The following is a 26,255-nucleotide window of genomic DNA, read 5'->3' as shown; positions in this document are numbered from 1 at the left end:
GGCGCGCGGCCAGTGTCTGGGGCAACGGCACAGATGCTACCAGATGTTACGGGCGTTTTCCGTCGTCCGACTGTAGAGTTCGCCGGATTGCAAGGATCAACTCGGGAGGGCATGCGTCGATGACCAGACCATCAGGAAGATCTCAGCATCGGTTGGCGATCGCACTCGCGGCCGGGGCGCTCGCCATGATCGTTTCGGGATCCTTGTCGGCAACCCGTGCCGACGAAGCCGACGCCAAGAAGTTGGTGAAGGCGATGTCCGACTATCTCGCCTCCCAGAAGGCCATCTCCTTCGCCTACGACACCAACTTGGAAGTCGTCACCCCCGAGCATCAAAAGATCCTGCTGGCAAGTTCCGGCAAGGTGGAAATCGGCCGACCGGACAAGCTCCGCATCACCCGGCACGGCGGTTTCGCCAACGTCGAGATGGTCTTCGACGGCAAGACGGCGACCGTTTTCGGCAAGGACGCCAATCTCTATGCGCAGGCCGAGGTGCCCGGAACCATTGCTCACCTGGTCGACGAGATGCGAGACAAGCTGCATCGGCCTGTTCCCGGTGCCGACCTCCTGTTGCCCGACGTCTACGGCACGTTGATGGACGGCGTGACGGACGTGAAGGATCTCGGCAGCGGCGTCATCGGCGGCACCGAGTGCGACCACCTCGCCTTCCGCGCCAAGGAGGTCGACTGGCAGATTTGGATCGCTCAGGGCGAACATCCCTACCCCTGCAGGTATGTGATCACCGCGACGCAGGTCGATCAGGGGCCGCAATACAGCATCCAGATCAGCGACTGGAAGACGGACACCGACATCGTGGCGGCAGACTACACGTTCAAAAACACCACGGACGCCAAGAAGGTCGATCTGTCGAAGCTCAAGGACACCGACGAGCTTCCCGACCACCTCGCAAAAGGAGCCAAGCAATGACCCTGTTCAGACGCGTGAGAGTTCTCCTGATTGCCGCGGCCGTTGGAATTTCCGGGCTTGAGGTCGCCGAGAAGTTTTCAATTCCTGTGCCAGACGGCATCGTAACACCGGCCGAAGCCCGGATCGGCCGGCCGCTGACGCCGGTCAGCGTCGCCGGAGTGGCACGGCGCACGGTCAGGCGCTGCGCGGTGGGCGTCTACTACTGCTAGGACGAGGCGATCGAGGGTCTGTCGGTCAGCATTTTTTTGATGAGGGCGATCTGTGGGCAGTCAAAGTAGCGTAGCGTCGGCATCGGCTCACAAGAGTTGGCTTCGTTGGTTTCTTGTATGTTCAATGATCGTGGCACTACCCGGATGCGGAGGACATCCCAAAGATGTGCTGACACCCGTGGCCGACACGTCTCCGCAATCGCCGAAGGTCGACATGCTGATCGCGACGACCCGCACCCGGTCGACCGTTCCAGGTGAGATGTTCAACGGAGAACGTGCGCTGGCCCCGGCCTTCGCCGACATGACGATCTCCATTCCGCCCAACAAACTTCGCAAGAAAGGGCAGGTCGCCTGGCCGAAGAGATTGCCGTCCAATCCGGCGACGGATTTCGCGACCGTGAAGGCCAACGATCTCAACATCGACGAAGCCAAGAAATGGCTGAGCACGAGCGTCAAAAAGGCGCCCGACGGCAGCGTCCTTGTCTTCATCCACGGCTTCAACAACAGGTTCGAGGATGCCGTCTACCGCTTCGCGCAGATCGTCCATGACTCCGGCGTCCATAGCGCCCCCGTCCTGGTGACATGGCCCTCGCGCGGCAGTCTGCTTGCCTACGGCTATGACCGCGAAAGCACCAACTACACCCGCAACGCATTGGAGACACTCTTCCAGTATCTTGCGAAAGACCCCGAGGTGAAGGAGGTCTCGATCCTCGCGCATTCGATGGGCAACTGGCTGGCGCTGGAATCCTTGCGCCAGATGGCCATTCGCAACGGCCGCCTACCGGAGAAGTTCAAGAACGTCATGCTCGCGGCCCCTGACGTTGACGTCGATGTCTTCCGCCAGCAGATCGCGGATATGGGCAAGCAGCACCCGCAGTTCACGCTGTTTGTCTCACGTGATGACAAGGCACTGGCTTTCTCGCGCCGGGTCTGGGGCGACGTCTCCCGGCTTGGTGCCATCGATCCGGAGCAGGCCCCGTATAAGAAGGAGCTCGAGGACAACAAGATCATGGTGATCGACCTCACCAAGATCAAATCCGGCGACAGCATGAACCACGGCAAATTCGCGGAGTCGCCTGAGATCGTGCAGCTCATTGGCCAGCGTATCTCCGACGGGCAGACGTTGACTGACAGTCACGTCGGACTTGGCGACCAGATTTTAGTGGCGACCAGCGGGGCTGCGACGGCCGCTGGGAACGTTGCCGGCCTGGTTCTCGCCGCGCCGGTTGCTGTGGTCGACCAGGACACTCGCGACAACTATGCCACCCATGTCGGAACCCTGGCAGGCTCGAGCAGCGCACAGCCGGCCACGACCAACTGCGATCAGACCAGACCGACGCCGAGCTGCAAACGTTGATTTTGCGGACAGAAGCTACTGCAACAGACATGGGCAGGACCAGCTTTTGCTGGCATTGTTCGATCGGGACAGCGAGACGGCGATTCCGTCTCAGGAATAGCGGGAATACACGCGGGTTTTGGTCTTACGGGCCGCCATCGTGTGCGCGGGTTTTGGTGTCGCGTCTTCAGCGGCTACCGGGCGGTGGGCGTGAACGACAACAACGACGGTTTCCTCTTCGACGCCGTCGAGCAGGGTGCGATCATCAGTGTCGCGTTTCACGTCTAGGTGGACGCCTGCGTGAGACACGCCCTGGTTCAATGGAGACGGCATCAATGAACAGCAACGCGGCGACCTTACTGGCACTCGGGCGGAGCGCAGCGTCGGCCCACGCCCAATAGCCCTACCGGCAGGTCACCGGGCGTGACGAGGTCGGCGATCAAGAGCGGTTCGTCGTCGGGAATCAGTTTATCGGCGATGATGGCTTCCACCGAACTCTTGCTCAGCGTTTTCCCTTGGAGCGCGGCAGCCTCGAAAACCTGGCTGAAGTCGGCGTCTGCCGTAGAGCGCGGGGACAAATGTGCCTATTGCGCCAGCAACGATCCCGCGGTTTGCAATCTGCCGCGCGCGGCATCAGACCAACCCGGAGCGCACCGTTGGCTTCGATCGGCGCAGTCGCGCTGAAGAGCTGCATCGGCGCGACGCCGTTGCTGACTTCGAACGTCAGCTTCGCCGACCCGTCGAGGCCGACGCGTTCGGATACCTTGCGGATGATCGCGGCGAACTCTTTGGCTGACATTGGGATCGACCATCCTCGTCGATATCCCAGAGTTGCACGAAGATTTCAGACCGACATCGTTTCCTCTATAGAACACCCCGAGTTCCGTCACCTCATGATGCCTCGATAACGATCGACACATCACCGTTGTGCATCGTTATGTCTTTGGCTGCCCGCAGATCGTCAGTGTCGTGGCCCTCGGCGAACTCATCAAGTACTAGCCGAAGAGCCTTTGCGGCTTCCTTTTTCTTACCCAAGTCCGCTTCAAATGAAACGAGATCGCGCGAGGCGCGCAGTTCCCAACTGCGTGCGCACATTTTTCGACTGGCGGCAATGGCACCTTCAATGCAACGGCGTGCCTCGTCAGAAGGGGAAACCGATCCCAAAAGGCTCCCCTTTATTCGCAGAAGTTCCGGCCCGTAACAGAAATCCCCTTTGGTTTCGACCGATTGGATAGCTGCCTCGACCCGCTCCAACCCTTCATCGACTTTGCCGAGCGCCGCTAATCCGTTTATCAGCGAGATTTCAAGCATGGTGGTGAAGACCTCATAGGTGGAGGCATGCAGCCGTTCAATGCATCGACGGAGGCTGTCGACGCCTGCGCTGGGGTCTCCCCGGCGGATAGTTATTTCCGCCTCAAAGCCTCTCGCTACTGACACGTATGGCGACAGGGAGTGCAGCCCGGCACGCGAATTCAGCCAATCAATGTGCTCTTGCGCACTCTCTAGGTCGCCGCGCCAGAGGAAAACGGCGATGCCACCGAGCAGCGCGATGCAAAGTGTCAACGAATGATCTGCCTCAGCCGCTTCCTTGATCGCTTGCCGTGCCCGGACGGCGGCTTGGTCAGGGAAGCCTTGAAGCCACAGATTCCTGGCAAGTATTCCGCCTGCGAGCCCGTGTCCTCGGAAACCGACATAACTTCCTGGCGCGCGGCTGGAAAGCGGATCGCTTGCTAACGCAGCCTCCAGTTCGAGCCTGGCGCGGCTGAGTTCGCCGCTGAAGTGCAATGAATTGCCCAGAAAGAAGTGCCCAAGCGAAATCGCGGACGGCTCTTCGGTCGCCTCAGCGACGGAAGAACAGCGATAGGCACACTGGAGCGCCGATTTGAAGTCTCCCGTTCGTAGATGAAACATGTTCAATGGGCCGAGGACCTTTAGCTGATCGACCGCATCTCCTCGACCTTCGGCAATCTCCAGACCCCTGATGAGCGCAGGGAGCGTGTCACGACCGCCGTGGAGATACATGCGCGAGATTCCGAGGCCAGCCTGTAGATGCATCTCCTCACGGGTTTCCCGAGAATGGTCGCCCATTGCAGAAAGCGCGCGCTCGGACCAGCGCTCGCATTCCGGAAAGAGCGACATTGCCTGAAATACTGGAACCGCGGCTGCGGCCAGACCGATGCCGACTTCGGTGTTGCCGTTGTCGCCGAAGGACCATTCTAAGGCGGCCCGGACGTTGTTGATGCCAAGGAAATAGGGCAGCCGCTCGGGGCCGCTTGAGAGCGTTGGCCAATCCGGACCAAACTGCTCCAACCAACGTCGGTAGTACGAGGCGTGGCTCGCAGCCAGGTCGGCACGATCATCTTCGGTATGGCTCTTCAATGCGTAGGCGCGCGTGGTATCCAGCAATCGATAGCGCATCATCGCGCCGAACGAATTCGCGCTCAGCAGAGACTTCGCAACAAGACTGTCGATAGCACCAAAGAGTGCCGGTCGGTCAAGGGACGGTGTTGCGATCACCTCCCAGGCGGCATCAAGGGTGAAATCGCCAACAAAGATAGCCAGTCTCCGAAGAACGGTTCGATCCAGGTCGGACAGCAGCCCGAAACTCCAGTCAAGGGTCGCCTGCAGGGTCTTCTGACGTTGCGGCGCGTTGCGCGATCCAACCCACGCCAGGGCAAGATGCTGGTCGAGTAGGGCAGCCGTCTGGGAGAGGCCATAGGCCTCGACCCGTCTCGCAGCCAGCTCCAGCGCAAGCGCCATGCCATCGAGTTTTCTGCAAATCGCCGCAATGATGCGAGCATCGTCGTCCGTGAGGGACAACGGCACTCCGCTCGCGGCGATGCGCTCGGCGAACATCTGGGAAGCCGGATAGGAAAGAATTTTTTCGGCAGTCATTTCCGGATCGATCGGAGCGCAGGCCAGCGTGTCCAGCTTGTAGATGCTTTCACCCTCGATCCTGAGGGCTTCGCGGCTCGTGACCAAAATGCGGACCTGCGGCGCGGCGTCGATTATGCTCGCTGCAAGGTCTGCCACGGTATCCACCACGTGCTCGCAGGTATCGAACACAAGAAGGATACGCTTATCTCTGAGGTAGGCGAGCAAACTGGGTCGCACGTCATCGGAGCCGACAGGTATTCCGAGCATGGACGCGAGGGCGGGCGAAACGAGCGATGGATCGCTTAGCGTTCCGAAATCAGCAAGCACCGCGGCACCATCGAACGCTCCCGACAGTTGATTGGCCAATGCTATTGCCACGGTAGTCTTCCCGACGCCTCCACCTCCCACGATGGAAACGACAGGAAATCTCGACACCCTCTCGGAGAGGTCAAGTATATCGCTCTCACGTCCCACCATGCGTTCCAAGCGGTTGGGAAGATTAGCATGCCTGAATTTCACTGCGTCACCACCGGGGCCCAGCGCAGGGTACGAGCCCGAGATCGGGGCAACGAAGCAGTAGCCACGGCCGGGGATCGTGGTGATGTAACGCGCTCCATCCTGCCCGTCGCCGAGGGCTTTGCGCAACCCGGTCATGTGGAAGCGCAGATTGCCCTCTTCAACGACAACATCCGGCCAAATCCGGGACATCAGATCGGTTTTGCTCAAGAGGGTGTTGGGAGTGGATACAAGCGCGATCAAGAGGTCCAAAGCCCGCGCGCCAAGCTCGACTGGAACCCCTTCCTTAGCGAGAAGCCGCCGGCCCACATTCAAACAGAAGGGGCCGAAGGACAGGTCACCTGCTGTATCCCCATCAGCCCGCAGCATGGCATTTCCCCCTGATCACCTCCACCGCGCTCGTTATACTCCAACGTCTTCTTCGACGCCATTGTGGCTCAACATCCGGTTTACCCACACGGGCAATCAAACGAGATTGTAATAGGCATGGATGTTACCCCGGGTCGCTCGACAATATGGGCACTCAAGTCGAGCCGCTTCGATTAAGAGCGATGCAATTTCGCGATCCACTCCTGGGAGGTAGATATCCAAGCGGATACCGACGACATATCCCTTATCGTCTGACGATAAATCTACGTTGGCGTATATCCTGACGTCCGAATGGAGCTTGATTTGCCGGAGGTTGGCGACATGTTTCATCGAACTTGCGAAACTCGCGGACCAGGCGATCGCGACAAGTTGCTCCGGGTTCGTGCCCAGCCGATCACCAGCGGGATTTGATAGTCTAATGTCGAGAGCGCCGTCCGAGCTGCGCGCGAACCCATTCTCTCGGCTGCCAATTGTCTCTGTCCTGGCAGTGTGCACATGTTGCATGGTCGTACCCTGTTGAAGGAGCGGGCGCGCGCAGGTGCGCGCGCCCGACAAAGGTCAGCCAGATTTACGCAGACTGCGGAACCCGGCCCGCACTTCATCGACAAACAGCTTGGGCTGCTCCCAGGCTGCGAAATGGCCGCCCTTTTCCACTTTGTTGTAGTGGATGAGGTTGGGATAGGCGGCTTCAGCCCACTTGCGCGGTGTCTGGTACAGCTCGTCCGGGAACACACTCACTGCGACGGGTACTTTGACGCCCTTGGGCGCGAAGAAGGCAAGCTTGTTTTCCCAATAGAGACGAGCGGCTGATACGCCCGTATTGGTCAGCCAGAACAGCGTGACGTTGTCGAGCACGTCGTCGGGACTGAGGCCTTCCTTCTGGCCATCAAAGGAACGCGCGATGAGTTCGAGGCTACGGGCGTCGTGGTCGAGCATGTAGGTCGCAAGCGCGATCGGTGAATCGGCCAATCCGGTTAGCGTCTGCGGCCGCGTTCCCATCAGGAAGGCGTAATAGACGTGCTTGTAGAAGAAGACGAGCTGGTCGTAGGAACTACGCTCCTCGTCTGACAAGCCATCCGGAACAGGAGCGCCGGCAAAGGAGGCGTTATTGATCTCCTCCGGAATGGCCCCCGGCATGTTCGTATGAATGCCCAGCAGCTCTGGCGGGGCCTGAACGCCGATCATGTCGGTGACGACCGCACCCCAGTCACCGCCCTGGGCGACGAAGTTCTTGTATCCAAGCCGCCGCATCAGGGTGACCCATGCCCTTGCAATCCGTTCCGGCCCCCAGCCTGTGGCGTCGGGCTTGCCCGAGAAGCCGTATCCGGGCATGGACGGGATGACCACATGGAAGGCATCGGAAGCTTCACCGCCATATGCAGTCGGGTCGGTTAGGGGGCCGATAATCTTCAATTGCTCGATGATGGAGCCTGGCCAACCATGCGTCACGATCAGCGGCAAAGCGTTCTCGTGCTTCGAACGAACGTGGATGAAGTGGATATCCAGGCCGTCGATCTCCGTGATGAAGTTCGGTACGGCATTGATCCGGGCTTCGACCTTGCGCCAATCATACTCATTCTGCCAGTGGCGCAAGACCTGCTTGATGGTCTTCAGCGGCACCCCTTGCGAGAAGTCGCTCACCGTTTCTTTCTCCGGCAAGCGGGTATGGGCCAGCCGATAACGTAGGTCGTCAAGATCAGCTTCTGGAAGGTTGACCCGGTACGGGCGGATCGCTTCGGGATCGCTCGCTGCAATAGAGCGGCCGGCGAACAGGTTTGCGATGCCGAGTGCGGCGACGCCGGTTGCGGCGGCACCCAAAAGCCGGCGTCGATTCACGTCGATAACTTCGGTTCTGGTGGTGATCATGGTCTCTCTCCTCGAGAAATGGCGATTGAGAGTCTGCACCGTTGTGCTGCCCCAAAAGCTACGCCGAGGAGGTCCGACGCTCACGTTAGGCGTTGTTAGTCCTTGTTTGTTGGAGGGCCGCGTCAATCAACGTCTAACAACGCCTAACGTGCGATTTCGGTCGTGCGGCAGTACCTCTGTTGGCAGCACAACGGTGCAGACACTCAACCAACACAGAGGAGTTTCGCCATGACACACAAGGTTCTTTTCACCGGTAAGACCCACAACACAAACGGCCGCGACGGCGGCGCACGCAGCAGCGATGGCCATCTGGACATCAAGATGAAGCAGCCACATCCGGCAGCAGAAAACCTGTTCGGTGCCGCCTGGTCCGCCTGCTACATGGGCGCTATCGAGTATGCCGCGTCGCAGAAACACATCAAGCTTCCGGAAGGAGTCGCGGTCGACGCCGAGATCGACTTGAATCTCGAGGATGGCGCGTACTTCCTCAGTGCTCGCCTCAACGTAAGCGTCCCTGGTGTCGACCCTGCGGTCGCAACGGCGCTGCTGGATGACGCCCACAACATCTGCCCGTACTCGAAGGCAACGCACGGCAAGGTAGATGTCGTGACGACCCTTATGTGAACCGAAGCCCGGCTGGCTTGCTAAGATGGCTGGCCAGCCGGGTAACCTTTAAAGGTGGGAGGCTTCAATGGACAAGGCATTCCGACAGCTCAAAGCCAGCGGCGATTTTGCCGAATTGCTGGACACGACTCTCTACATACCGCTACCGGACGACTGGATGGTTGGGATTACCGACGTCGTCGATTCAACCTCGGCTATCGCCCGGGGCCAACACAAGGATGTCAACTACGCGGGCGCTTCGGCCATAGCGGCGATTGGCAATGCCTTTGGCAACTTCGACTTTCCATTCGTGTTTCGTGGCGACGGCGCAGCATTTGCCTTCGATCCCGGTGCAAAGAGAACCGCGGTCGGCGTCCTTCGGCGTGTCGCGGGCTACGCTCGAGATCAACTGCAACTCAACCTCAGGATCGGTCTTGTGGCCGTGGGTGATTTACGCGCTGCCGGATGGGACGTGAAAGTCGCGCATTTCGCCGCGTCGGAAACAGCCACCTATGCCATGTTCGCCGGTGGGGGCCTTGACTGGGCTGACCGGGAGATCAAGGCAGGAAATTATGCGCTTTCTCCTTGTGAGGAATACACAGCGCCTGATCTGAAAGGGTTGACCTGCGAGTGGGCACCAATCCCAAGCCAACGTGGTGATATCCTCTCGCTTCTTGTGGAGCCACAGGATCACGCGACGCCAGACTCCTTCACCATACTGGCAAGACAGTTGCTAACTGTGCTCGGCGTAGCGGACGGCTCATCACGCCCTGTTCCCGATGACGTCGTGATCACCGACGATGTTGCTGATTATCTCGGCGGCAAGGGATGGGCAGATGTCGTTTTGAATTCGGACTACCGCAGATACGACGACGTCCTTCGCTTGACCGTGGACTGTACGCTGGAGCAAACGAAGAAGGTCGTAGCGCTCCTGAGTTCGGCAAAAGAACGAGGCGAAGTCTACTTCGGCCTACATCGCCAATCTCACGCAATCATGACCTGCCTCGTCCCCCTCGACGCGCGAGGGTCCCATTTGCACTTTCTGGACGGAATGGGCGGTGGATATACGGCCGCCGCCTCACTGCTTGAGGCACAAAAGAGCACCCCTGTCGCCCTGAAGCAGCGCTAAAAATCGCTTCGTGTGCACTGCACAATAAGCGCTCTTACGACAGCGGTCGCAGCAGGCAATTGCACAAAATGTCCGCATAATTTAAATATGCATAAAAAATGCACATCAGCGGAATTATCCGATTTCTCCTCTTGTTTCATGCTGTTACCCGTTAGTCTTAGAACTGGCACGCTGATTGCACGTCTCAAGACGCCCCGGTCAACGGCGACCGGCGCAGACAGGCGCGGCATAAGCGCCTGCAAACGACACCGACGTCGCAAGGTTTTTGAGGTCCGGGATCATCCGATCCCGCGAACGCAATTTCCGGCGGCGTTTTTTTGTGTCCAAATTCAGCCAGCAGAGGGAACCTGCGCATGACAAAGATTTCGACGACTGGGATTTCGACAACCGGCATGACCCGCCGCAGCATGCTCAAGATGACTGCAACGGCTGCCCTCATCGGCGCCGTCAAGACTGCCTTCCCGTCCGGCGCCTTCGCAGCCGGGGCAGGCCCTGAAGTGAAAGGTGTCAAGCTGGGCTTTATCGCTCTTACGGATTCCGCTCCGCTGATCATCGCCAAGGAAAAGGGCTTCTTCGACAAGCATGGCCTTCCGGAAACGGATGTCGCAAAACAAGCATCCTGGGGTGCGACGCGCGACAATCTGGTGCTGGGCGGTGCCGCAAACGGCATCGATGGCGCTCACATCCTTTCGCCGCTCCCATATCTCATGCATACCGGCAAGGTGACGCAGAACAATAAGCCGGTACCGATGGCGATTCTGGCCCGGCTCAATCTCGACAGCCAGGGCATTTCCGTCTCCAAGGAATATGCCGAAACCGGCGTTCAGCTCGATGCCTCCAAACTGAAGGCCGCCTTCGAGAGAAAGAAGGCGGAAGGCAAGGAAGTCAAAGCCGCCATGACGTTCCCGGGCGGCACCCACGACCTTTGGATCCGTTACTGGCTCGCCGCCGGTGGCATCGATCCGAACAAGGACGTTTCGACCATCGTCGTGCCGCCGCCGCAGATGGTTGCCAACATGAAGGTCGGCAACATGGACGTCTTCTGTGTAGGCGAACCGTGGAATGAGCAGCTCGTCAACCAGGGCATCGGCTTCACCGCAGCCACCACCGGCGAACTCTGGAAGGGTCATCCCGAAAAGGCGCTCGGGCTCCGTGCCGACTGGATTGAAAAGAATCCCAACGCTGCCAAGGCCCTGCTGATGGCTGTCATGGAGGCTCAGCAGTGGTGCGAGAGCATGGACAACAAGGCGGAGATGGCAGATATCCTCGGCAAGCGCCAGTGGTTCAACGTCCCGACGAAGGATGTGCTCGGCCGCCTCAAGGGCGACATCAATTATGGCAACAGCCGTGAGGTCAAGGCCACTGACCTTTATATGAAGTTCTGGAAAGACGGCGCCTCCTACCCCTTCAAGAGCCACGATACCTGGTTCATGACCGAAAACATCCGCTGGGGAAATCTGCCTGCGAATACCGACATCAAGGCGCTGGTCAACCAGGTGAACCGCGAAGACATCTGGCGCGAGGCCGCCAAGGATCTCGGCGTCGCTGCAGCCGACATTCCCGCATCGTCATCCCGCGGCAAGGAGACCTTTTTCGACGGCAAGGTCTTCGACCCTGAAAATCCCTTTGCCTATCTCGACAGCCTTTCGATCAAGGCTGCCTCCTGACACCCACCTCCGGCGCGCAACGGGCGCGCCGGCCTTTCATTCACGTGAGGAGCGCGTTGATGTCCGCCCTGGCAAATAAAGAAAACCCCTCAATGGCCGCCTCTGCCAAGCCGGCGGCAACGGTTCTGCCATTTTCCGGCAAGCATGGATCGCGGATCGACGTTCGTCGTGCGGGATTGGCCGCACTTCGCAATGTCGTTCCGCCAGCCGTCGTGCTGACACTCATTCTTCTCGTCTGGCAGGTGCTCTGTTCATCGACGGATGCGTCTTTGCCCTCGCCGCATCAGGTCTGGCAGGATAGCTATGACCTTATCGCCTATCCGTTCTTCAACTACGGCTCCCAGGATATCGGGCTCGGCTGGCGCGTGCTCGTTTCGCTGCAACGCGTGGTTTATGGCTTTGGGCTTGCGGCGGTCGCCGGCGTCATCATCGGTGCGATCATCGGCCAGTCGATCTGGGCGATGCGTGGCCTCGATCCGATCTTCCAGGTGCTGCGTACGGTTCCGCCGCTTGCCTGGCTGCCGCTGTCGCTCGCAGCCTTCCAGGATTCCAACCCTTCGGCAATCTTCGTTATCTTCATCACCTCGATCTGGCCGGTGATTATCAATACCGCCGTCGGCGTACGCAACATCCCGCAGGACTACCGCAACGTCGCCGAGGTGCTGCGCCTCAACCAATTCGAATTTTTCTTCAAGATCATGCTGCCTTCGGCAGCCCCCTACATCTTCACCGGCCTCAGGATCGGCGTCGGTCTCTCCTGGCTCGCCATCGTCGCGGCCGAAATGCTGACTGGCGGCGTCGGTATCGGCTTCTTCATCTGGGACGCGTGGAACTCGTCGCGCCTTCCAGACATCATCGTCGCGCTCGCCTATATCGGCGTCGTCGGCTTCGCCCTCGACAAGCTGGTGGCCGCGCTCGGCAAACTTATCACCCGCGGCGCCATGGCCAACTGAGGAACGCACTGATGAACGCATATCTGAAGCTCGACCATATCGACAAACATTTCGATCGGGGCGGCGTGCGCGCCGAGGTCCTGAAGGACATCAACCTGACGATTTCCGAGGGCGAATTCGTCTCGATCATCGGCCATTCGGGCTGCGGCAAGTCCACTCTGCTCAACCTCATTGCCGGCCTGACCCCGGTTTCAGCGGGCGCCGTGCTTCTTGAAAACCGCGAGGTCAACGAACCTGGCCCGGAACGCGCCGTCGTCTTCCAGAACCACTCACTTCTGCCGTGGCTGACGGTCTACGAGAACGTGAACCTCGCCGTCTCCAAACTCTTCAACAGAACAAAGAGCAAGGCCGAGCGGCATGATTGGGTCATGGCCAACCTTGACCTTGTGCAGATGGCGCATGCCAAGGACAAGCGGCCTTCAGAAATTTCCGGGGGTATGAAACAGCGCGTCGGGATTGCCCGCGCGCTTTCAATGGAGCCGAAGATCCTGCTGCTCGACGAGCCCTTCGGCGCGCTCGATGCGCTAACCCGCGCGCATCTTCAGGACGCGGTGATGGAAATCCACGCCCGGCTTGGCAACACGATGGTGATGATTACCCATGATGTCGATGAAGCAGTGCTCCTATCCGATCGCATCGTGATGATGACCAATGGCCCGGCGGCCCGCATCGGCGAAGTGCTCGATGTGACCATATTCCGTCCCCGCAATCGCATCGAACTCGCCTCCGACCGGACATACCTCAAATGCCGCGAAGCCGTGCTGAAGTTCCTCTACGAACGCCACCGTTTCATCGAAGCTGCAGAGTAGGTAGCGCCAAACGAATTGGCTGCGCCCGGGCATTCCGAGCATCGCTTCGTGGCAATCCCGAGCGCTGTCTCCAGCCACCGCATTATCTGGATTTCGCGAGAATATGCGCGAACGCAGGATCGTCACGTAAACCATCTTGGTAGGCGAGATGACGAGATCCGGCGAGGCGTTGTGCGTGCGCCCGTTAAGGAGCACGCACCACAACGACGGATCATTAGCGAAAACCGCCGCTGGCGACCAATCGCTCGCCGGTCAGCCAGCGGGCATCGTCGGAAGCGAGGAAGACAGCGACCCCAGCAATGTCGTCCGGCTGGCCGATGCGGCCGAGCGGAGTCTGGGTCACTGCGCTGCGCTCGAAATCCGAGCCGATGAACCCCGCGGTGTGGGTACCCTCGGTCTCGACGATGCCCGGAAGGATCGCGTTGACCCGGATTTTGCGCGGGCCCAGCTCATTGGCAAGCACGCTGGTGATGCTGTCCAATGCGCCCTTGGTCCCGGTGTAGACGCTGGAGGCTGGCGGAGCCAGACTGGTCGCCGCCGACGAGATGTTGATGACGCTGCCGCCCTCACCGAGATGCTTGAGCGCGGCTTGGGTGCTCAGCAGAACGCCCAGAACGTTCACGTCGAACATGCGACGATACTGTTCCTCGGTCACCTGCTCGATCGGCGCGAATTCGTAGACCCCGGAGTTGTTGACCAGCACGTCGAGCTGGCCGAATTCCTTGACCGCAGCGTCCACCAGTCCCTGCGCCTGTTCGGCCTTCGAAACGTCGCCCTGGACCGCGATGGCTTTGCCACCGGCCTCAGTGATCGTCTGGACCACCGCGTCCGCCCCCGCCTTACTCGAAGCGTAGTTCACCACCACCTGTGCACCTTCCGATGCGAGTGCCTTGGCAATCGCGGCACCGATCCCTTTGGAGCCCCCCGTCACGACGGCAACTTTTCCAGCGAGCTTACCCATGGCGAATTCCTTTCAACTCGGAGTGCCGTCGGAATTGGCGGCATTGTTCCATAGTTCGGAAGTTCGGAAGTGTTGATCTTGGTTTCAAGTCCCCATATACAAAAAATCATGAGACCGCTCTTTCATCCAGCAATCGAGGACGTACGGCCTGAAGCGATCCTGCATGCCCTCTCCGATCCGGAACGTGCGGCGATATTTGCGCAAATTGCGGGCGGCGGCTCCGGCGGGACGTGCGCTGCGCTTGCCAACATGCGCGAGCGCGTAATCCCCAAGTCATCGCTATCAAACCACATCAAAGTGCTGCGCGAGGCCGGCCTTATCCGCTGCGAGCGTCAGGGCGTGGAAATGCATAACCATTCGCGCTGCTCGGAATTGGATGAACGCTTTCCAGGTCTCGCCATGGCCATTCTGAGTGCTTACGGATGGCTTCCCGGAGAGGCGAAGGCGGATTGACAGCTATATGACCCGTTGGGCGAGCTGTCCCTCCTGAGTTTGGTGATATCTTTCGAGCGTCATAGCGACCGCTTTGGGCCGATTTCGTTGAAAAAGTCGGCGCGTTCTCGGCCGATACCTTGAGGCGATAGATGAGCAGGCCGGTTTTGAGAGGGTTCGTCGCCGTTATGCCGGTCTGGGTTCCGGCATCGGGATCAGTTTGGCGAGCTTTCTGAGGTTTTGGGCTGTGGCTGCGAGATGGAATTCATCCCTTGCGCCATTCGGCCCTCTTAATCGCAATCGATCCAGCTTGAGAATACGCTTGAGATGGGCAAACAACATCTCGATCTTCTTCCTCTGTCGCCGCGACATCGCATAGGCTTCGGTCTTGGCGATATCGCGAGCCATATCTCGCGCACCCTCGTGAATCGATCGCGGAACCTTGCGTGCCGGTTCCTTTGGGCAGCATCCCGCTTTGAGTTCGCAGACCTGGCAGTCGTATTTGCTGGCGCGATACAGGAGCTGGTTGTCGTTGACGACTGTGCCGCTGGTGGTCAACACCTTGTCTGCAGGGCAGCGGTAAACGTCGTGCTGCCGATCCCAGGCGAAGTCCTTGCGAGAGAATGTGCCATCTGTTCTGCCCGACTTGTCGAAGACCGGAATATGTGGCTCGATGCCTGCTCGTGCACCAGCCAACCGAGCATCTCTGCCGAGCCATATCCAGTGTCGGCGGCGAGCCTGGCCGGATAAAGGTCGAACGCCTCCTTTGTGCGCTCAATCATACACTTGGCGGCAGTCACCTCTGCCTGACGAACGGCGGTTGAAGCCTCGACATCGACGATGATCGCGTGGTCGAGATCGATCATGTAGTTGGCAGTATAGGCAAAGAAGGCTGCGCCACCGTTGGCGGCGGTCCAACGCGCTGCGGGGTCGACAGGCGAGATGAACTTCGGTGTAACTGCAGTCGCGGAGCCGAACGCTGCGTCATCCAAGGCTGCGACGTATTCTTTGACCGCACGATTGGCCTTTTCCGGTACTGTCCAGGTGGCTCCTTCAATGCCGCTCTGGCGATTGGCATCTGCCTTGATGAGACTGCCATCCACGGCAAAGCCTTCACCGCCAACGAACCCTTCTTCCATGCAGCGAGACACAACCATCTCGAACACGCGTCGAAAGAGATCGCTCTCCCTGAAGCGCCCGTGACGATTCTTCGAAAAGGTCGAATGATCCGGTACCCGGCCATCAAGACCGAGACGACAGAACCAGCGGTAGGCCAAGTTCAAATGGACCTCCTCGCATAACCGACGTTCCGAACGGATGCCAAAGCAATAGCCGACGAACAGCATGCGGATCATCAGCTCCGGATCGACCGATGGCCGACCCGTGTGACTGTAAAAACCCGCCAGCTCTCCCCGAACTGACGACAGATCAATGAAGCGGTCGATCGAACGAAGCATATGATCTGCGGGGATATGACTTTCGAGTGTAAACTCATAAAATAACGCCGCCTGATCGACTTGCCTCGGTCTCAGCATCTGCTTCGCTCCACTTCAGATATTCGAAGTGAACCAGCTATTTGCGATGTAGGCAACACCGGAGTTTTTCAACACAATCGGCCGATTGCGGTCATTCGCAATTGACCGCTCTGCGCCGCCAGAAGCGGCCATCTGAGTTCACGCAAACGAGTTGCATTAACACGTAAAAACTGCTTTGCTTCGGCGGCACAACCTAAGACAGGGTGCCGGAATGCAGTATCGAATTCAGTTGGTCACGGCTTTCATTATTGCACTTACAATTTCGTCTCCAGTTAGGGCCGATGGCGGTCCGTGGAACAGAGAAACCTTCGAACACAACGCTTCACTAATTCGTAAGCGGCCGGAAGCGCACTCCCGAATTATTCAAGGGTGTTCCGAGCGTGGACTGGCGGCAATGACCGAGCAAGCAAGGGCAGAACTGGAGCGCGATAGCGGAATGTCGGCAGAGAAGGCCACGACCGAGGTGTGCCGTCGCATGATCAAGGGGATCGCGTCCGGTGCGGTGACCTACGAGGCCTATCGCGCGTGGGCGGACGCGCCAGACGATAAGCGAGTGACCTTCCCCGACTACAACTGATGAAGGCATCGGACCAGACGCGGTCATGAGAAGGTGGCGACTTCGCGCCAGAAGCGGTCACCAGCTTGTTAGGTTAAACAACCTGTCGGGAAACATGGGGCAAGCCCACTCATGACGTGTGATGGGAATGTTATGATCTCATCTGCGTCAACATGGCTGATGTTGTATGCAGCAGTTTTGAGGTAGTGCTCCCTCACGATAGAGTGTCAAGTAATAGCCTGGAAATATCCGAAATGTGGGATTGGTTCCCTATAGTCTTCTTTCCGCTCAAGCTTCTCGTGTTAGGCACGGGCATGTTCTTCGCCATCAAGTGGCATCACGATCAAGAGAAGAAGAAATAACGAAACCAGCGGACCGTAAGCGCCCGCCGATTAGAGAAGCGCCGCCCATTTAGTCCGCTTAGGGGCCGCAAGCGGACCAGCGGCTTTCGTGCCGCGACGCTTTAAAGCCGCCATTTCGGCATGTGTCTCCTACTTGAGCGGCCACGACCCTTCCGGTCGTGGGCAATGAACTCGAAGCCTATACCGAGGAAGAACAGCATCTGGTTATCCCAATCGCCAACGCTCTAGCTCAGCCTATGTGAAGCGCGGCGTGATGTGCTGCGGGCAGTTCCAGTCGAACGCCTCCACCGCGATGAGGACGAGGCGTTCCACGCGAGCGGGGTAGTCGGGAACGGTCAGCTTCTTCGCCAACACCGGATCGTCTGCGGCATCGATGATGCGCATGTGACCAAAGATCTTCAGACGCTGCCGGTGCGTATAGTCCATCAGGAACAACGAGACGCGGTCATTCGCCCGCACATTACCCGTAGTGATGTATTGCCGGTTACCGCGAAAATCCGCGAACGCCAGCGTCGATGCATCGACGGTGGTGAGAAAGCCCGCGGGGCCACCACGGTACTGGATATAGGGCCAGCCACCCGGTCTCCGAGACACTGGCGAGCCCCCCGCGGTCTTGAAGGCTGCAGCTTCACTTGAGCATTCGGCGAAGCCAAAGTCTGGTCTGAACGCTCGACTATGGCCTTTAGTAGATCACAAAGGCTCCAAAAGCAGACCTGCCGCCATGAAACGAAAAGCCTCGACCGCCTTCGGCAGCACACTCTGCGGGTTTTCGCTCGCGGCGATCCAGAGAGCAGCATTGAGAGCCGCGCCGCTCAGCAACCGGGCCGCCGCCTCTGCGTCAAGCGGCTTGAGGACGCCTTGTGCGATAAGGCGCTCCACAGTGCTCTTGGTCACCTGTAGACAACTGTTCTGGCTGGGCCACTGCGAGGGATCGCCTAACACCGCAGGTCCGTCGAGCAGAACGATGCGTTGGACTTCTGGATTAAGCGCCATCTCGATATAGGCCGCACCCTCGGCGAGCAGACCCTGCCAATCATTACCCGCCCGAGCCCCGATCTCCTTAGCGCGCGCCGCCATTTCCATGTCAATCTGATCGACGACCGCCGCCAGGAGCCCGCGCTTGTCTCCGAAGTTGTGGTAAAGCGCACCCCGTGTCAGACCGACGTCAGCCGTCAGCTCGTCCATTGATGCTGCGGAGTACCCCTTTTCCGCAAAAGCCTTCCGCGCAGCCGCTATCAACTTGACGCGGTTTTCCTGCATCGTTTCGCTGCGTCTTTTCCCCATTCCATCCTCAATTTCACGTACGAGCCGTATATTAAACTTGACATACGGCACGTATACAGAATATTCCACATACCTACCGTATATGAAATATGGCGCGACTTGTGAAGCGTTGCTCCGCGCCCATCAGCTGCTGTCAACAATAAAGAGAGATCAGAATGACCCAACGCGAAGCAATCTTTCCTGCCAACAGGCACACCCTTTACGAGGAACACGGCTATTCCGCCGCTATCCGATCCGGTGATCTTCTGTTTGTGTCCGGTCAGGTCGGCAGCCGTTCCGATGGAACACCCGAACCAGATTTCGAACGGCAAGTGCGGCTGGCCTTTGAAAACCTCAAGGCCACGCTGAGCGCAGCGGGCTGCACAATGGATGATATCGTGGACGTAACCACCTTCCACACTGACCCTGAAAACCAGTTCGGAACGATCATGGCTGTCAAGCAACAGATTTTCAGCAAGCCACCCTACCCGAATTGGACTGCGGTCGGCGTAAACTGGCTCGCCGGCTTCGACTTTGAGATAAAGGTCATCGCCCGTATTCCGGCGAGTACGTGACATCGCCACGCCCCCAGTGAGAAAATCGCCATGTTCTGTCGCACGAGCGCTCTCCAGAAGAGGGCTCTTGCGATGGAGTTTGCGAAAGCTCGATGACCGCTTCGGGCTCAATCAAGACGTCTATCGGGTTACCGCAGATGACGGCTTTGGGTCGACCGTAGACGATGGCCCAAGGCTGAAATGCGCCAACTTGAGACCTGACTGAGATCTCCTGTGCGTGACGGACTCTCTTACGCGAACCGGATCGCCGTTCTCGCGCGCGCCTTTACCGCTACCTCCTCGCGATCGCGAGGAGGTTGAGAGGTCTCCAGCGAATCGAGCAGCTCGCGAGGCATGCCGCGATCGAAGTGACCGCGCTCGAACGCGGCCTCATTGCGCGCCAACACATCGTTTCTGGCAGCGGAGGTTCGATCCGCTGCCAGAGATGTTTCAACCAGTGGTCTGCTTATTTTACCGGGGGCTTGTAGGAAGATGCGATTGTGCCCGCCTTCTCTTGCGCAGCCTTGAATTCCGCGCCCGTGTAGGCTCGCACGGTTTTGACATTCGATACGCCTCCCGATGCGCTGACGACGAGAAGTGCGGGGATCAGGTCAGCACCATCGTCGAATTCCGTGATCGCCATCCAGTCGGTTTCGCCGGTCGTGACGTAGAAAGAATGCAGTTTCCCGCCCGCTGCTTCCATGATGCCACGGGCCGCCTTTTCTCGGTTCGATGGATTGTCAATCATTCCCTTCGCTGACGTGGCTGTATAGCACCCTGTGGTTACGAAAAGTGGCATAGGACATCCTCCCTCGATAATTGGGCAGATCGGGTGATCTGCCGAATACTCACTATCTCAAAAAACTTGGCGTTAGACGAGCGTCGGACCGCAGAGCGCTAGATTGGTCGCCGCCTATCTTGGCGCTGTCATGGGGACCTGCCCCCGATGACCTGCTTGGCGCAGTGATCTGCTTAGTCGCGATCTTTCTGCCTGGATTCTTGCTGCTCTTGGGCGCGTTGCCGTTCTGGGACAGCCTACGGAAGCGCCCGATGGCTCAAGCCGCCATGCGTGGCGCGAACGCTGCCGTAGTCGGCATTCTCGGCGCGGCTCTTTATAGCCCCGTGTGGACCAGCGTCGCGGTGCTCAATTCAGACGATTTTGCGCTCGCGTTGACAGGGTTCATCGTGTTGGCTGTCTGGAAGGCTCCGCCGTGGATTGTTGTGCTCTCGATGGCGATGGGTGGCATCGTGCTTCCACGTTGACTGCTTTGGGTGGATTGCGGAAGTTCGAGCGAATGAGCGAATCGGCCGCTAAGCGGGACCTTTCGGCCATTCGTGCCGGCCCGTACTAGCTCGCGGTGGCGGCGGGGCGTGGCCGACGCGCGGGCACATCCGCGCGGTCGTCAGGACGCCGAATGGCAACGACTACGGCAAGGACTTGCTGCGCCAGCACCACGAAGCACACGCCCATGATCCGGGGCACGGCCACCGCCAACCCTTAGGAATAAGAGTTGCTCGACATCGTACCCAAAAGTTCAACGAACATGAGCTTCCGAGTCGGAACGCTTGAGAGGGAAGAGGATTCCAATTGATATTCGGGGGTTAACGTGTCGCGTCCCCTCGACCTGGCTCCCTCGCATGTCCCGCCAACTGCTTCATTGCTCGGCTTACCGGCACTGCAGTACTGCTGGATGAAGTCCGGCAGGAAGGTTGAAGCGTGAACGCACCTCCGATGCACAGCGATCGCCTGAGGCACTTTCGAGAATGTCCCCTCAACAACGCGGAAACCTGGATTCTCTTCGCAGAAACGTGAAAGGGACTCGGTCAAGCCCGCAGCCGCATCGCACTGGGAGGATACAAGCATGTCCAGGGCGGAGGCGGGATTTTCGGTATGGAGGAGGATTGCATTTCTAACCTGTCGCTCAAGCTGCTTTGTATACGCAGCGGGTCGATCTTTCCGGTTCCGTCTCCGGTGGGTGGAGAGCGGTCGTCGCCTAGCTTGATTGGCGAATGACGCGTTCGGGCCGCATTCGGGACCGGCAGATGCTTGCTTGGCGATGAGGATCGCAGACATTCAACTGCGATCGGGGTGGTGAACTGACCGAAGCTGGAACTGATTATCCCGCTACATTGTATATCTCGGCAAGGTCGCGTAGATCCCAGTTCCCGCCGGACAACACCGCACAGACTTTTTCATCGGGCTTGACGTCTATGATGCCCGCCAACAGTGCTCCGACGCCAATCGAAGCGGCTGGTTCAGCGATCAATTTCGCATCCTTGGCAAGAGCACGCATTCCCGCGATGATGTGCTCTTCTTCAACAAGAACGATCTCGTCCACATATTTTTCGATAATCGGATACGGGTTTTGACCCGGAACGCTTATCCTCAAGCCATCCGCAATGGTGTTCTTCAAGGGAAGCGATGTGCGCTCCTTGTTGATCCGGCTGTGAAAATACTTCGGTGTCAAGGCAGGCTCTGCCCCGATAACGCGCACCGATGGTTTCGTTTCTTTGATGGCGGTAGCGATTCCCGAGATTAGGCCTCCGCCGCCTACGGGAACGATGACCGCATCTACATCGTCCAGGTCCTCCAGTATTTCACACCCGATCGTTCCCTGACCGGCCATCACGATCGGGTCCTCAAAAGCGTGAACAGCCGCGTATTTGTTTTCTTCAGCGATTTCATACACTCGTTTCCATCTGGCGGCGGTGTCGCCATCGAAAAGAATAACTTCTGCCCCGAGGGCTTTTGTGTTTTCGATCTTGATTTTGGGCGTGGTGACCGGAAGGACCAATATCGCTTTTACGCCCAGCATCCTGGCGGCATAAGCAAGTCCTTGGGCATGATTGCCTGACGACGTCGCAATAATGCCGTTTGCGATCTCTTCTCTCGAGAGCGAGAGAGCCTTGTTCAGGGCGCCGCGAATTTTGAATGCGCCAGTGATCTGCAGGGTTTCCGGTTTGAGATATAGCTGACAACCAGCGGCTTTCTCTATTTTTTCTGCACGCAATAACGGCGTATGTCTGATGTGCGGTTTCAGCCGTTCCTGAGCTCCACGGATGTCCTGAATGGTGGGGTAGTTGCGCATGGTCATTCCTCAAAAAACTGAAAGAAAGTGCCGACGTTGTTGGCTATTGCGTTCTGATAGATTTTGCTGGCGGTCGTATTGTCTTGTATGGCCATCCCCGTGGCATCGAAAATCGTGATTTCGTCATCACTTTCTCGTCCCGGCTTCCTACCCAACAATACCTCGCCGATTTCGCCATGGATGTCGTCTTTGGCGATGATGCTTCTATTCAGCGGGTGCCAGGTCTCGCCCTTTTCTGTGCATTGCGAGATCGAGTCGACGATGATTTTCGCGTTCCTGAAGAGCTCCGGATCCAGTTCCTGTTTGCCGCGTTGATCTGTGCCGATGGCAACGATGTGTGTACCGGGCCTTACCCAATCCGCTTCCACAAGCGACCCTTTCCCGCGGGTCGTCGTAATCAAGATATCGGCCTGCTCAACGGCTTCTTTTTTGGAGCTTGCGACGATGACGGCAATGCCAAATTCGCTTTCGATATCGGTCTTGTATTTGGAAAGCGTATCCGGGTTCCTGTCCCATGCGTGGATCTCTTCGATCTTCATGATCTCGTTGATTGCCCGGATTTGCATTCTTGCCTGATTTCCTGTGCCGATCGATGCGACCGTCCTGGCGTTCTTCCTCGCCAGGGCTTTGACGGAGACGGCTCCAGCCGCCCCCGTTCTGAGGCCAGTGATCAAGCTTCCATCCATGATGCAAATCAAGGCACAGCTCCTGGCATCAAACAGAAGAATGGTGCCCATGCCACTCGGCACGCCGTGTGCTGTCGGGTTATTAATGAACCCTCCAGAAGATGCTTTCATGGAGATCACTTCATTGATCTTGTAGTAACCAAGCTTGAAGTCGATTTCCCCACGAGGCGATGGGAGATGTAGACCTATATAATCAGGTTGTTCCACCTGATCGCTGCTGAAGGCCCTGTAAGCCTCTTCCACCGCGCCGATGACTTCCGTCATGCCGATTAGCCGTCTTACTTCATCCTTCTTAAGGAGCAGCGTTTTCATGCATGACCTCTGTCTTTGAATTCATGGGATGCATCGGCAAAGCACGACTGTACCGCAAACACCATAGTGGCAGAGCGGGGAGACTAGTGGCCGCATTCTCCGCGACCTGAAGCAGATTGTTTTGAATCGCATAGGGGCTTTGGCAGAGAGTTGCGGCAGGCGTCTGTCCGAGCTCGGGCGTCAGCGCGTAGGCTTCGCCATCGAGGATAAGTTCAGAGGCTAGACGGCGCTTGCAGGGAACGGCGCCAGAAACGATAGGCGCACGTGACCGCTTTTCACAACGCATTGCAGCCTTTCCGCATCGCGTGCAGGATTGGCCGCGTTGGGTCGAACTCGTCCCTACCAGCCACGAATCCGAACGTCTTGAAGTCCGCCTTGCTGACCGTGGAAATCTAAAACCATAGCGTCCGCTTTCAGGCGTGCATCCAAGACCGTGTAAGTCCGAAATGAGGGCGCAAAGCGGTCAAGATCGTCGTCGCCCCCTTGCTGCCGTTCGAGGTCGATCCGAGGAACGTGCGGTATGTGCTAGAATGCGGCCCGAAGGCGGAATGCGACAGACGCACTGCGAGGGGCGGTGTGATCGAACCGGAATCCGCACCACCGAGAGCCGCTGTTGTGCAGGGGAGACGAGGACGATGCCGACACCACAGCAACCCAGTCTAATAGTTCGACAGAAATCCCCACAGAACATCGAGTTTCCGTTTGCGTCGCTCTCCGATTGGCTGATCCCAACCGAGCTGTTCTTCGTGCGAAACCATTTCCCGTCGCCGGACGTCGATGCGCGAGACTGGAGATTGCGCGTTGGCGGGGCGGTGGAGCGGCCGATCGAACTTGACCTCGACAGCATCAAGGCGATGCGGAGCACGACTTTCACCGCCGTCGTCGAGTGCGCAGGGAACGGACGCGTCTACTATGTGCCGCCGAAGGAGGGGTTGCAGTGGCAGAACGGAGCCGTCGGCAATGCCGTGTGGACAGGTGTTCTTCTGCGCGAGATTTTGGAAATGGCGGGCGTTAAGCGAACCGCATGTGAGGTTCTGCTCGCGGGCGCCGACAGCGGCGCCGTCGACACGAACAAGAAAACGGCTTCTCCCGGCCCCATCGCTTTTGCGCGCAGTTTACCGCTTGAGAAGGCCATCTCTCACGGCACGATCCTTGCCTATTCGATGAACGAGGAGCCGTTGACGCGCGATCACGGCTACCCGCTACGCGCGGTCGTGGGTGGCTGGTTCGGCATGGCTTGGGTCAAGTGGATCACGCATATCACGGTTGTGGAGCAACCGTTCCTTGGCTACTGGCAGGCGCGCGACTATTTCCGTTGGGAGCGCAGCCTCGGGGAACCCAGGCTGGTCCCCCTTGCGGAGATGGAGGTCAAAGCGCAGATCGCGCGTCCCGTACAGGGGGCGCATCTCATCGCCGGCCAACCGTACCGGATTTTCGGAGCCGCCTGGAGCGGAGAGGCTGTTATCCGGCAGGTGCAGGTCTGCACCGGGGATGGCAGGGGCTGGCGCGAGGGAAGGCTCCTCGAAACAGAACGTCCCTTTGCATGGCGCTTGTGGGAGTACATGTGGACCCCTGAAGAAGTGGGGCGATATATACTGCGATGTCGCGCGATCGATGGGGCGGGGTGCGTGCAGCCCGACTTCCAGCGTTCCGACTGCGAGAGCTACGTGGCCAATTGGATCGTTCCGGTGGAGGTTACGGTCGTTCCCGAGCCACAGACGTACGAGGAGGAATTCGTGATCTAATCACCCGCATGGGCGGAATGACGGCTTTTGGCGCAACTGCGACCCGCATTGTCACTGCGTCATGTCCGCTTTGCAGCAACAGCGACGGGTGGCTCGATGACCCATTATGCGGGCGCAAAGCGGAAATTATTTCCAACTTGGGGCCGTTTGCGCGTGAAAAACGAATGCGGCCATTCACAAAGTGGTGTCCGACGTCTACTTCGCGGCCCGATGCAGACATCAGACGATTGCAAAACTCGGTCGCTTACACACGGGTTTTGCGACAGGAATTCCTCTCATTTTAATCGAGCTTCTCATCGACGAAGCGGCAGTCACGCGGACGGTGACCGTGGACTTCATCGCGCGGTGGGATGTCGACAACAACGGCGGCTTGGTGATAGGTTACGAGGGAAAGAGCGATGCCAGTTCGTACATGATTTCGACGAATGTTGCGTTCGGACCGCCGTCAGGTTAATTCGATTTAACGAAAAGTTCCTTGCAACAAATCATGGGGTACGATAGTTATTCGGTCGGGCCTGGCCCACGAGATCGCCTTTGCGGTCGCCCAAAAGCCTCGATGGAAACGTCGGAGGCTTTTTGAGTTTTTAGGCCTTCCGTTCGACATTCTCAAAGCAGCTATATTTGGATCCGAGCATCGGCCGCTCGTCTTCCTTGATATGGCAGTCAATCAGCTTTCCGTCGTCGGTCAGGCGCTGGTAAGGACGATTACTGGCGTGATGCCGCCCATGCAGATCGGCCATAGATACAGATCCGCCAGTTGCGCCATCGGCGAAGTCTTCTGCTTGGTCTTGAACTCGTAGAGCGTCTGGGTCAACTGCTCGGGGGTCAAGGGGCCGTACTTATCGGAATTGTCCTTAGCGAACGGCATTCCCTCCGCCTTTAGAGCCTTGTAGTAGCCCTCCAGGTTCGCATCTTCAGCCTTGTTGCAGCGCTCAGGATGCACGCGCAGCTTCATGCCTTGGGCGATAGCGTATTTCGCGGCGCGTTCGACGACGACAGTGAATGCGGTTTTGCAGAGCATCCAAGGATTCTGCTTGTACTGCTCGAGGTATCGTCCACAGTATCCGGGACGGTCGACAGTGCACGCGATACCGACCACGGGCGCCTCTCGCATCAGAATGTAAAGTTCCTCGTAGAATGCTCCAGCTTGTCCTTCTCCCAGCCTCGCAGGAAATCGAAGTTCTCGTTCTGCGATCTGATTTCCGACGAGTGCAAGGGCGCCATGATTTCCCATTTCTCACAGAACTTTGCGTGAAGGTCTCGGGCGTGGTCCTCTTCGTCACTTCGAACCAGGATTCCACCGAGTGCGAACCAGTCGTACCCGTGCGCCGCTTTCTTCCCGACCTTGTGGGGTGGAATGTCTAGTTCCGGAACTGTCGAGGTAGAGGTTCAAGGTGACAGGCAAGGCACTCTCTCGTGGCAGTCGATAGGATTCGTTCTACTCGACTACTGGTACCCGCGAATACATAATTTTTGCTCACTTACCATTTCATCATCCAC

At 58.3% G+C, this 26,255-nt stretch carries 23 protein-coding genes and 6 pseudogenes; 13 read left to right on the top strand and 16 right to left on the bottom strand.

Translation table 11 applies throughout. The features are described from left to right. The first annotated feature begins 119 nt into the window (after positions 1-119). The 3 genes from FHT71_RS07655 to FHT71_RS07645 all read left to right on the top strand — a co-directional run bounded on the left by FHT71_RS07655 (position 120) and on the right by FHT71_RS07645 (position 2,492). Positions 120-926 (top strand): DUF2092 domain-containing protein, encoded by an 807-nt coding sequence (locus FHT71_RS07655; RefSeq protein ID WP_132588996.1) that lies wholly within the window; start codon positions 120-122, stop codon positions 924-926. Next, positions 923-1,135: a hypothetical protein gene (locus FHT71_RS07650; RefSeq protein ID WP_007797336.1), complete on the top strand. Its 213-nt coding sequence runs from the start codon at positions 923-925 to the stop codon at positions 1,133-1,135. The genes FHT71_RS07655 and FHT71_RS07650 overlap by 4 nt, the downstream gene beginning before the upstream one ends. Positions 1,136-1,259: 124 nt before the next feature. Next, positions 1,260-2,492 (top strand): alpha/beta hydrolase, encoded by a 1,233-nt coding sequence (locus FHT71_RS07645; RefSeq protein WP_183719367.1) that lies wholly within the window; start codon positions 1,260-1,262, stop codon positions 2,490-2,492. Positions 2,493-2,582: 90 nt separating this feature from the next. Here the strand turns inward: FHT71_RS07645 and FHT71_RS07640 are convergent, their stop codons facing one another. The 6 genes and pseudogenes from FHT71_RS07640 to FHT71_RS07615 all read right to left on the bottom strand — a co-directional run bounded on the left by FHT71_RS07640 (position 2,583) and on the right by FHT71_RS07615 (position 8,099). Further along, on the bottom strand, positions 2,583-2,753 hold the full coding sequence (locus tag FHT71_RS07640; RefSeq protein WP_165933055.1) for a hypothetical protein: 171 nt from the start codon (positions 2,751-2,753) through the stop codon (positions 2,583-2,585). 74 nt (positions 2,754-2,827) lie between these two features. Beyond that, a complete protein-coding gene (locus FHT71_RS07635) occupies positions 2,828-3,049 on the bottom strand; it encodes a hypothetical protein (RefSeq protein ID WP_132588994.1) in 222 nt (73 codons plus the stop codon). Further along, positions 2,974-3,320 (bottom strand): annotated as a pseudogene (locus tag FHT71_RS31470) (DUF6428 family protein); the annotation flags it as partial. The pseudogene FHT71_RS31470 and the gene FHT71_RS07635, both read right to left, overlap by 76 nt. 42 nt (positions 3,321-3,362) lie before the next feature. Next, entirely contained in the window at positions 3,363-6,233 is a 2,871-nt protein-coding gene (locus FHT71_RS07625; RefSeq protein ID WP_132588992.1) for a winged helix-turn-helix domain-containing protein, read from the bottom strand. A 96-nt stretch (positions 6,234-6,329) separates the two neighbouring features. Further along, complete coding sequence (locus tag FHT71_RS07620; RefSeq protein WP_132588991.1) at positions 6,330-6,737, bottom strand: Ohr family peroxiredoxin; 408 nt, start codon at positions 6,735-6,737, stop codon at positions 6,330-6,332. Positions 6,738-6,791: 54 nt separating this feature from the next. Next, positions 6,792-8,099, bottom strand: coding sequence for an epoxide hydrolase family protein (locus FHT71_RS07615; RefSeq protein ID WP_132588990.1), 1,308 nt, complete (start codon positions 8,097-8,099; stop codon positions 6,792-6,794). A 228-nt stretch (positions 8,100-8,327) separates the two neighbouring features. On the opposite strand from FHT71_RS07615, the gene FHT71_RS07610 reads away from it, so the two are divergent. The 5 genes from FHT71_RS07610 (at position 8,328) to FHT71_RS07590 (ending at position 13,260) form a co-directional block, all read left to right on the top strand. Beyond that, positions 8,328-8,723 (top strand): Ohr family peroxiredoxin, encoded by a 396-nt coding sequence (locus FHT71_RS07610; protein WP_132588989.1) that lies wholly within the window; start codon positions 8,328-8,330, stop codon positions 8,721-8,723. A 67-nt stretch (positions 8,724-8,790) separates the two neighbouring features. Further along, on the top strand, positions 8,791-9,831 hold the full coding sequence (locus tag FHT71_RS07605) for a DUF3095 family protein (protein WP_132588988.1): 1,041 nt from the start codon (positions 8,791-8,793) through the stop codon (positions 9,829-9,831). Positions 9,832-10,184: 353 nt separating this feature from the next. After that, complete coding sequence (locus FHT71_RS07600) at positions 10,185-11,498, top strand: CmpA/NrtA family ABC transporter substrate-binding protein (protein ID WP_132588987.1); 1,314 nt, start codon at positions 10,185-10,187, stop codon at positions 11,496-11,498. A gap of 59 nt (positions 11,499-11,557) precedes the next feature. Then, positions 11,558-12,451, top strand: a complete 894-nt coding sequence (gene ntrB / locus FHT71_RS07595; protein ID WP_132588986.1) for a nitrate ABC transporter permease — start codon at positions 11,558-11,560, stop codon at positions 12,449-12,451. A gap of 11 nt (positions 12,452-12,462) precedes the next feature. Next, positions 12,463-13,260: an ABC transporter ATP-binding protein gene (locus FHT71_RS07590; protein ID WP_132588985.1), complete on the top strand. Its 798-nt coding sequence runs from the start codon at positions 12,463-12,465 to the stop codon at positions 13,258-13,260. A gap of 214 nt (positions 13,261-13,474) precedes the next feature. Here FHT71_RS07590 and FHT71_RS07585 read toward each other — a convergent pair whose 3' ends face one another. Continuing rightward, positions 13,475-14,221 (bottom strand): glucose 1-dehydrogenase, encoded by a 747-nt coding sequence (locus tag FHT71_RS07585; protein ID WP_007797323.1) that lies wholly within the window; start codon positions 14,219-14,221, stop codon positions 13,475-13,477. Positions 14,222-14,329: 108 nt separating this feature from the next. Here FHT71_RS07585 and FHT71_RS07580 point away from each other — a divergent pair, with 108 nt between their 5' ends. After that, the gene (locus tag FHT71_RS07580; RefSeq protein ID WP_132588984.1) at positions 14,330-14,674 is read left to right on the top strand and encodes a helix-turn-helix domain-containing protein; all 345 of its coding nucleotides are present in this window, start codon (positions 14,330-14,332) and stop codon (positions 14,672-14,674) included. 165 nt (positions 14,675-14,839) lie between these two features. Here FHT71_RS07580 and FHT71_RS07575 read toward each other — a convergent pair. Next, positions 14,840-16,188: pseudogene (locus tag FHT71_RS07575) on the bottom strand (IS1182 family transposase). A gap of 211 nt (positions 16,189-16,399) precedes the next feature. Between FHT71_RS07575 and FHT71_RS07570 the strand changes: the two are divergent. Continuing rightward, positions 16,400-16,765: a hypothetical protein gene (locus FHT71_RS07570; RefSeq protein WP_132588983.1), complete on the top strand. Its 366-nt coding sequence runs from the start codon at positions 16,400-16,402 to the stop codon at positions 16,763-16,765. Between the two features lie 469 nt (positions 16,766-17,234). Here FHT71_RS07570 and FHT71_RS31465 read toward each other — a convergent pair. From FHT71_RS31465 to FHT71_RS07560, 3 genes and pseudogenes are all read right to left on the bottom strand, one after another. Continuing rightward, positions 17,235-17,321 (bottom strand): annotated as a pseudogene (locus FHT71_RS31465) (alpha/beta hydrolase); the annotation flags it as partial. Between the two features lie 19 nt (positions 17,322-17,340). After that, positions 17,341-17,682: pseudogene (locus tag FHT71_RS07565) on the bottom strand (pyridoxamine 5'-phosphate oxidase family protein); the annotation flags it as partial. Between the two features lie 114 nt (positions 17,683-17,796). Then, positions 17,797-18,390 carry a TetR/AcrR family transcriptional regulator gene (locus FHT71_RS07560; RefSeq protein WP_132588982.1) on the bottom strand — a complete coding sequence of 198 codons (594 nt, stop codon included), beginning with the start codon at positions 18,388-18,390 and terminating at the stop codon, positions 17,797-17,799. A gap of 155 nt (positions 18,391-18,545) precedes the next feature. Between FHT71_RS07560 and FHT71_RS07555 the strand changes: the two genes are divergently transcribed. Then, positions 18,546-18,944, top strand: coding sequence for a RidA family protein (locus FHT71_RS07555; protein WP_132588981.1), 399 nt, complete (start codon positions 18,546-18,548; stop codon positions 18,942-18,944). 230 nt (positions 18,945-19,174) lie between these two features. Here the strand turns inward: FHT71_RS07555 and FHT71_RS07550 are convergent. Together FHT71_RS07550 and FHT71_RS07545 are read right to left on the bottom strand one after the other, a co-directional pair. Further along, a pseudogene (locus FHT71_RS07550) lies at positions 19,175-19,273 on the bottom strand (DUF2277 domain-containing protein); the annotation flags it as partial. A gap of 116 nt (positions 19,274-19,389) precedes the next feature. Beyond that, positions 19,390-19,671 (bottom strand): GYD domain-containing protein, encoded by a 282-nt coding sequence (locus tag FHT71_RS07545; protein ID WP_245505422.1) that lies wholly within the window; start codon positions 19,669-19,671, stop codon positions 19,390-19,392. Positions 19,672-19,831: 160 nt separating this feature from the next. Here FHT71_RS07545 and FHT71_RS07540 point away from each other — a divergent pair. Next, positions 19,832-20,186 (top strand): annotated as a pseudogene (locus FHT71_RS07540) (chromate transporter); the annotation flags it as partial. A gap of 854 nt (positions 20,187-21,040) precedes the next feature. Here the strand turns inward: FHT71_RS07540 and FHT71_RS07535 are convergent. Continuing rightward, entirely contained in the window at positions 21,041-22,018 is a 978-nt protein-coding gene (locus FHT71_RS07535) for a threonine/serine dehydratase (protein ID WP_183719365.1), read from the bottom strand. Continuing rightward, positions 22,015-23,010 (bottom strand): ornithine cyclodeaminase family protein, encoded by a 996-nt coding sequence (locus tag FHT71_RS07530; protein WP_132588978.1) that lies wholly within the window; start codon positions 23,008-23,010, stop codon positions 22,015-22,017. The genes FHT71_RS07535 and FHT71_RS07530 overlap by 4 nt, the downstream gene beginning before the upstream one ends. 635 nt (positions 23,011-23,645) lie before the next feature. On the opposite strand from FHT71_RS07530, the gene FHT71_RS07525 reads away from it, so the two are divergent. Next, the gene (locus tag FHT71_RS07525) at positions 23,646-24,755 is read left to right on the top strand and encodes a sulfite oxidase (RefSeq protein ID WP_132588977.1); all 1,110 of its coding nucleotides are present in this window, start codon (positions 23,646-23,648) and stop codon (positions 24,753-24,755) included. A gap of 685 nt (positions 24,756-25,440) precedes the next feature. Here FHT71_RS07525 and FHT71_RS07520 read toward each other — a convergent pair. After that, entirely contained in the window at positions 25,441-25,869 is a 429-nt protein-coding gene (locus FHT71_RS07520) for a DUF3800 domain-containing protein (RefSeq protein WP_165933054.1), read from the bottom strand. Positions 25,870-26,255 lie beyond the last annotated feature (386 nt).

Source organism: Rhizobium sp. BK060 (assembly GCF_014193145.1).
In the GTDB taxonomy this organism is placed as follows: Bacteria; Pseudomonadota; Alphaproteobacteria; order Rhizobiales; family Rhizobiaceae; genus Rhizobium.
This window is presented reverse-complemented; position numbering and strand designations above follow the sequence as displayed.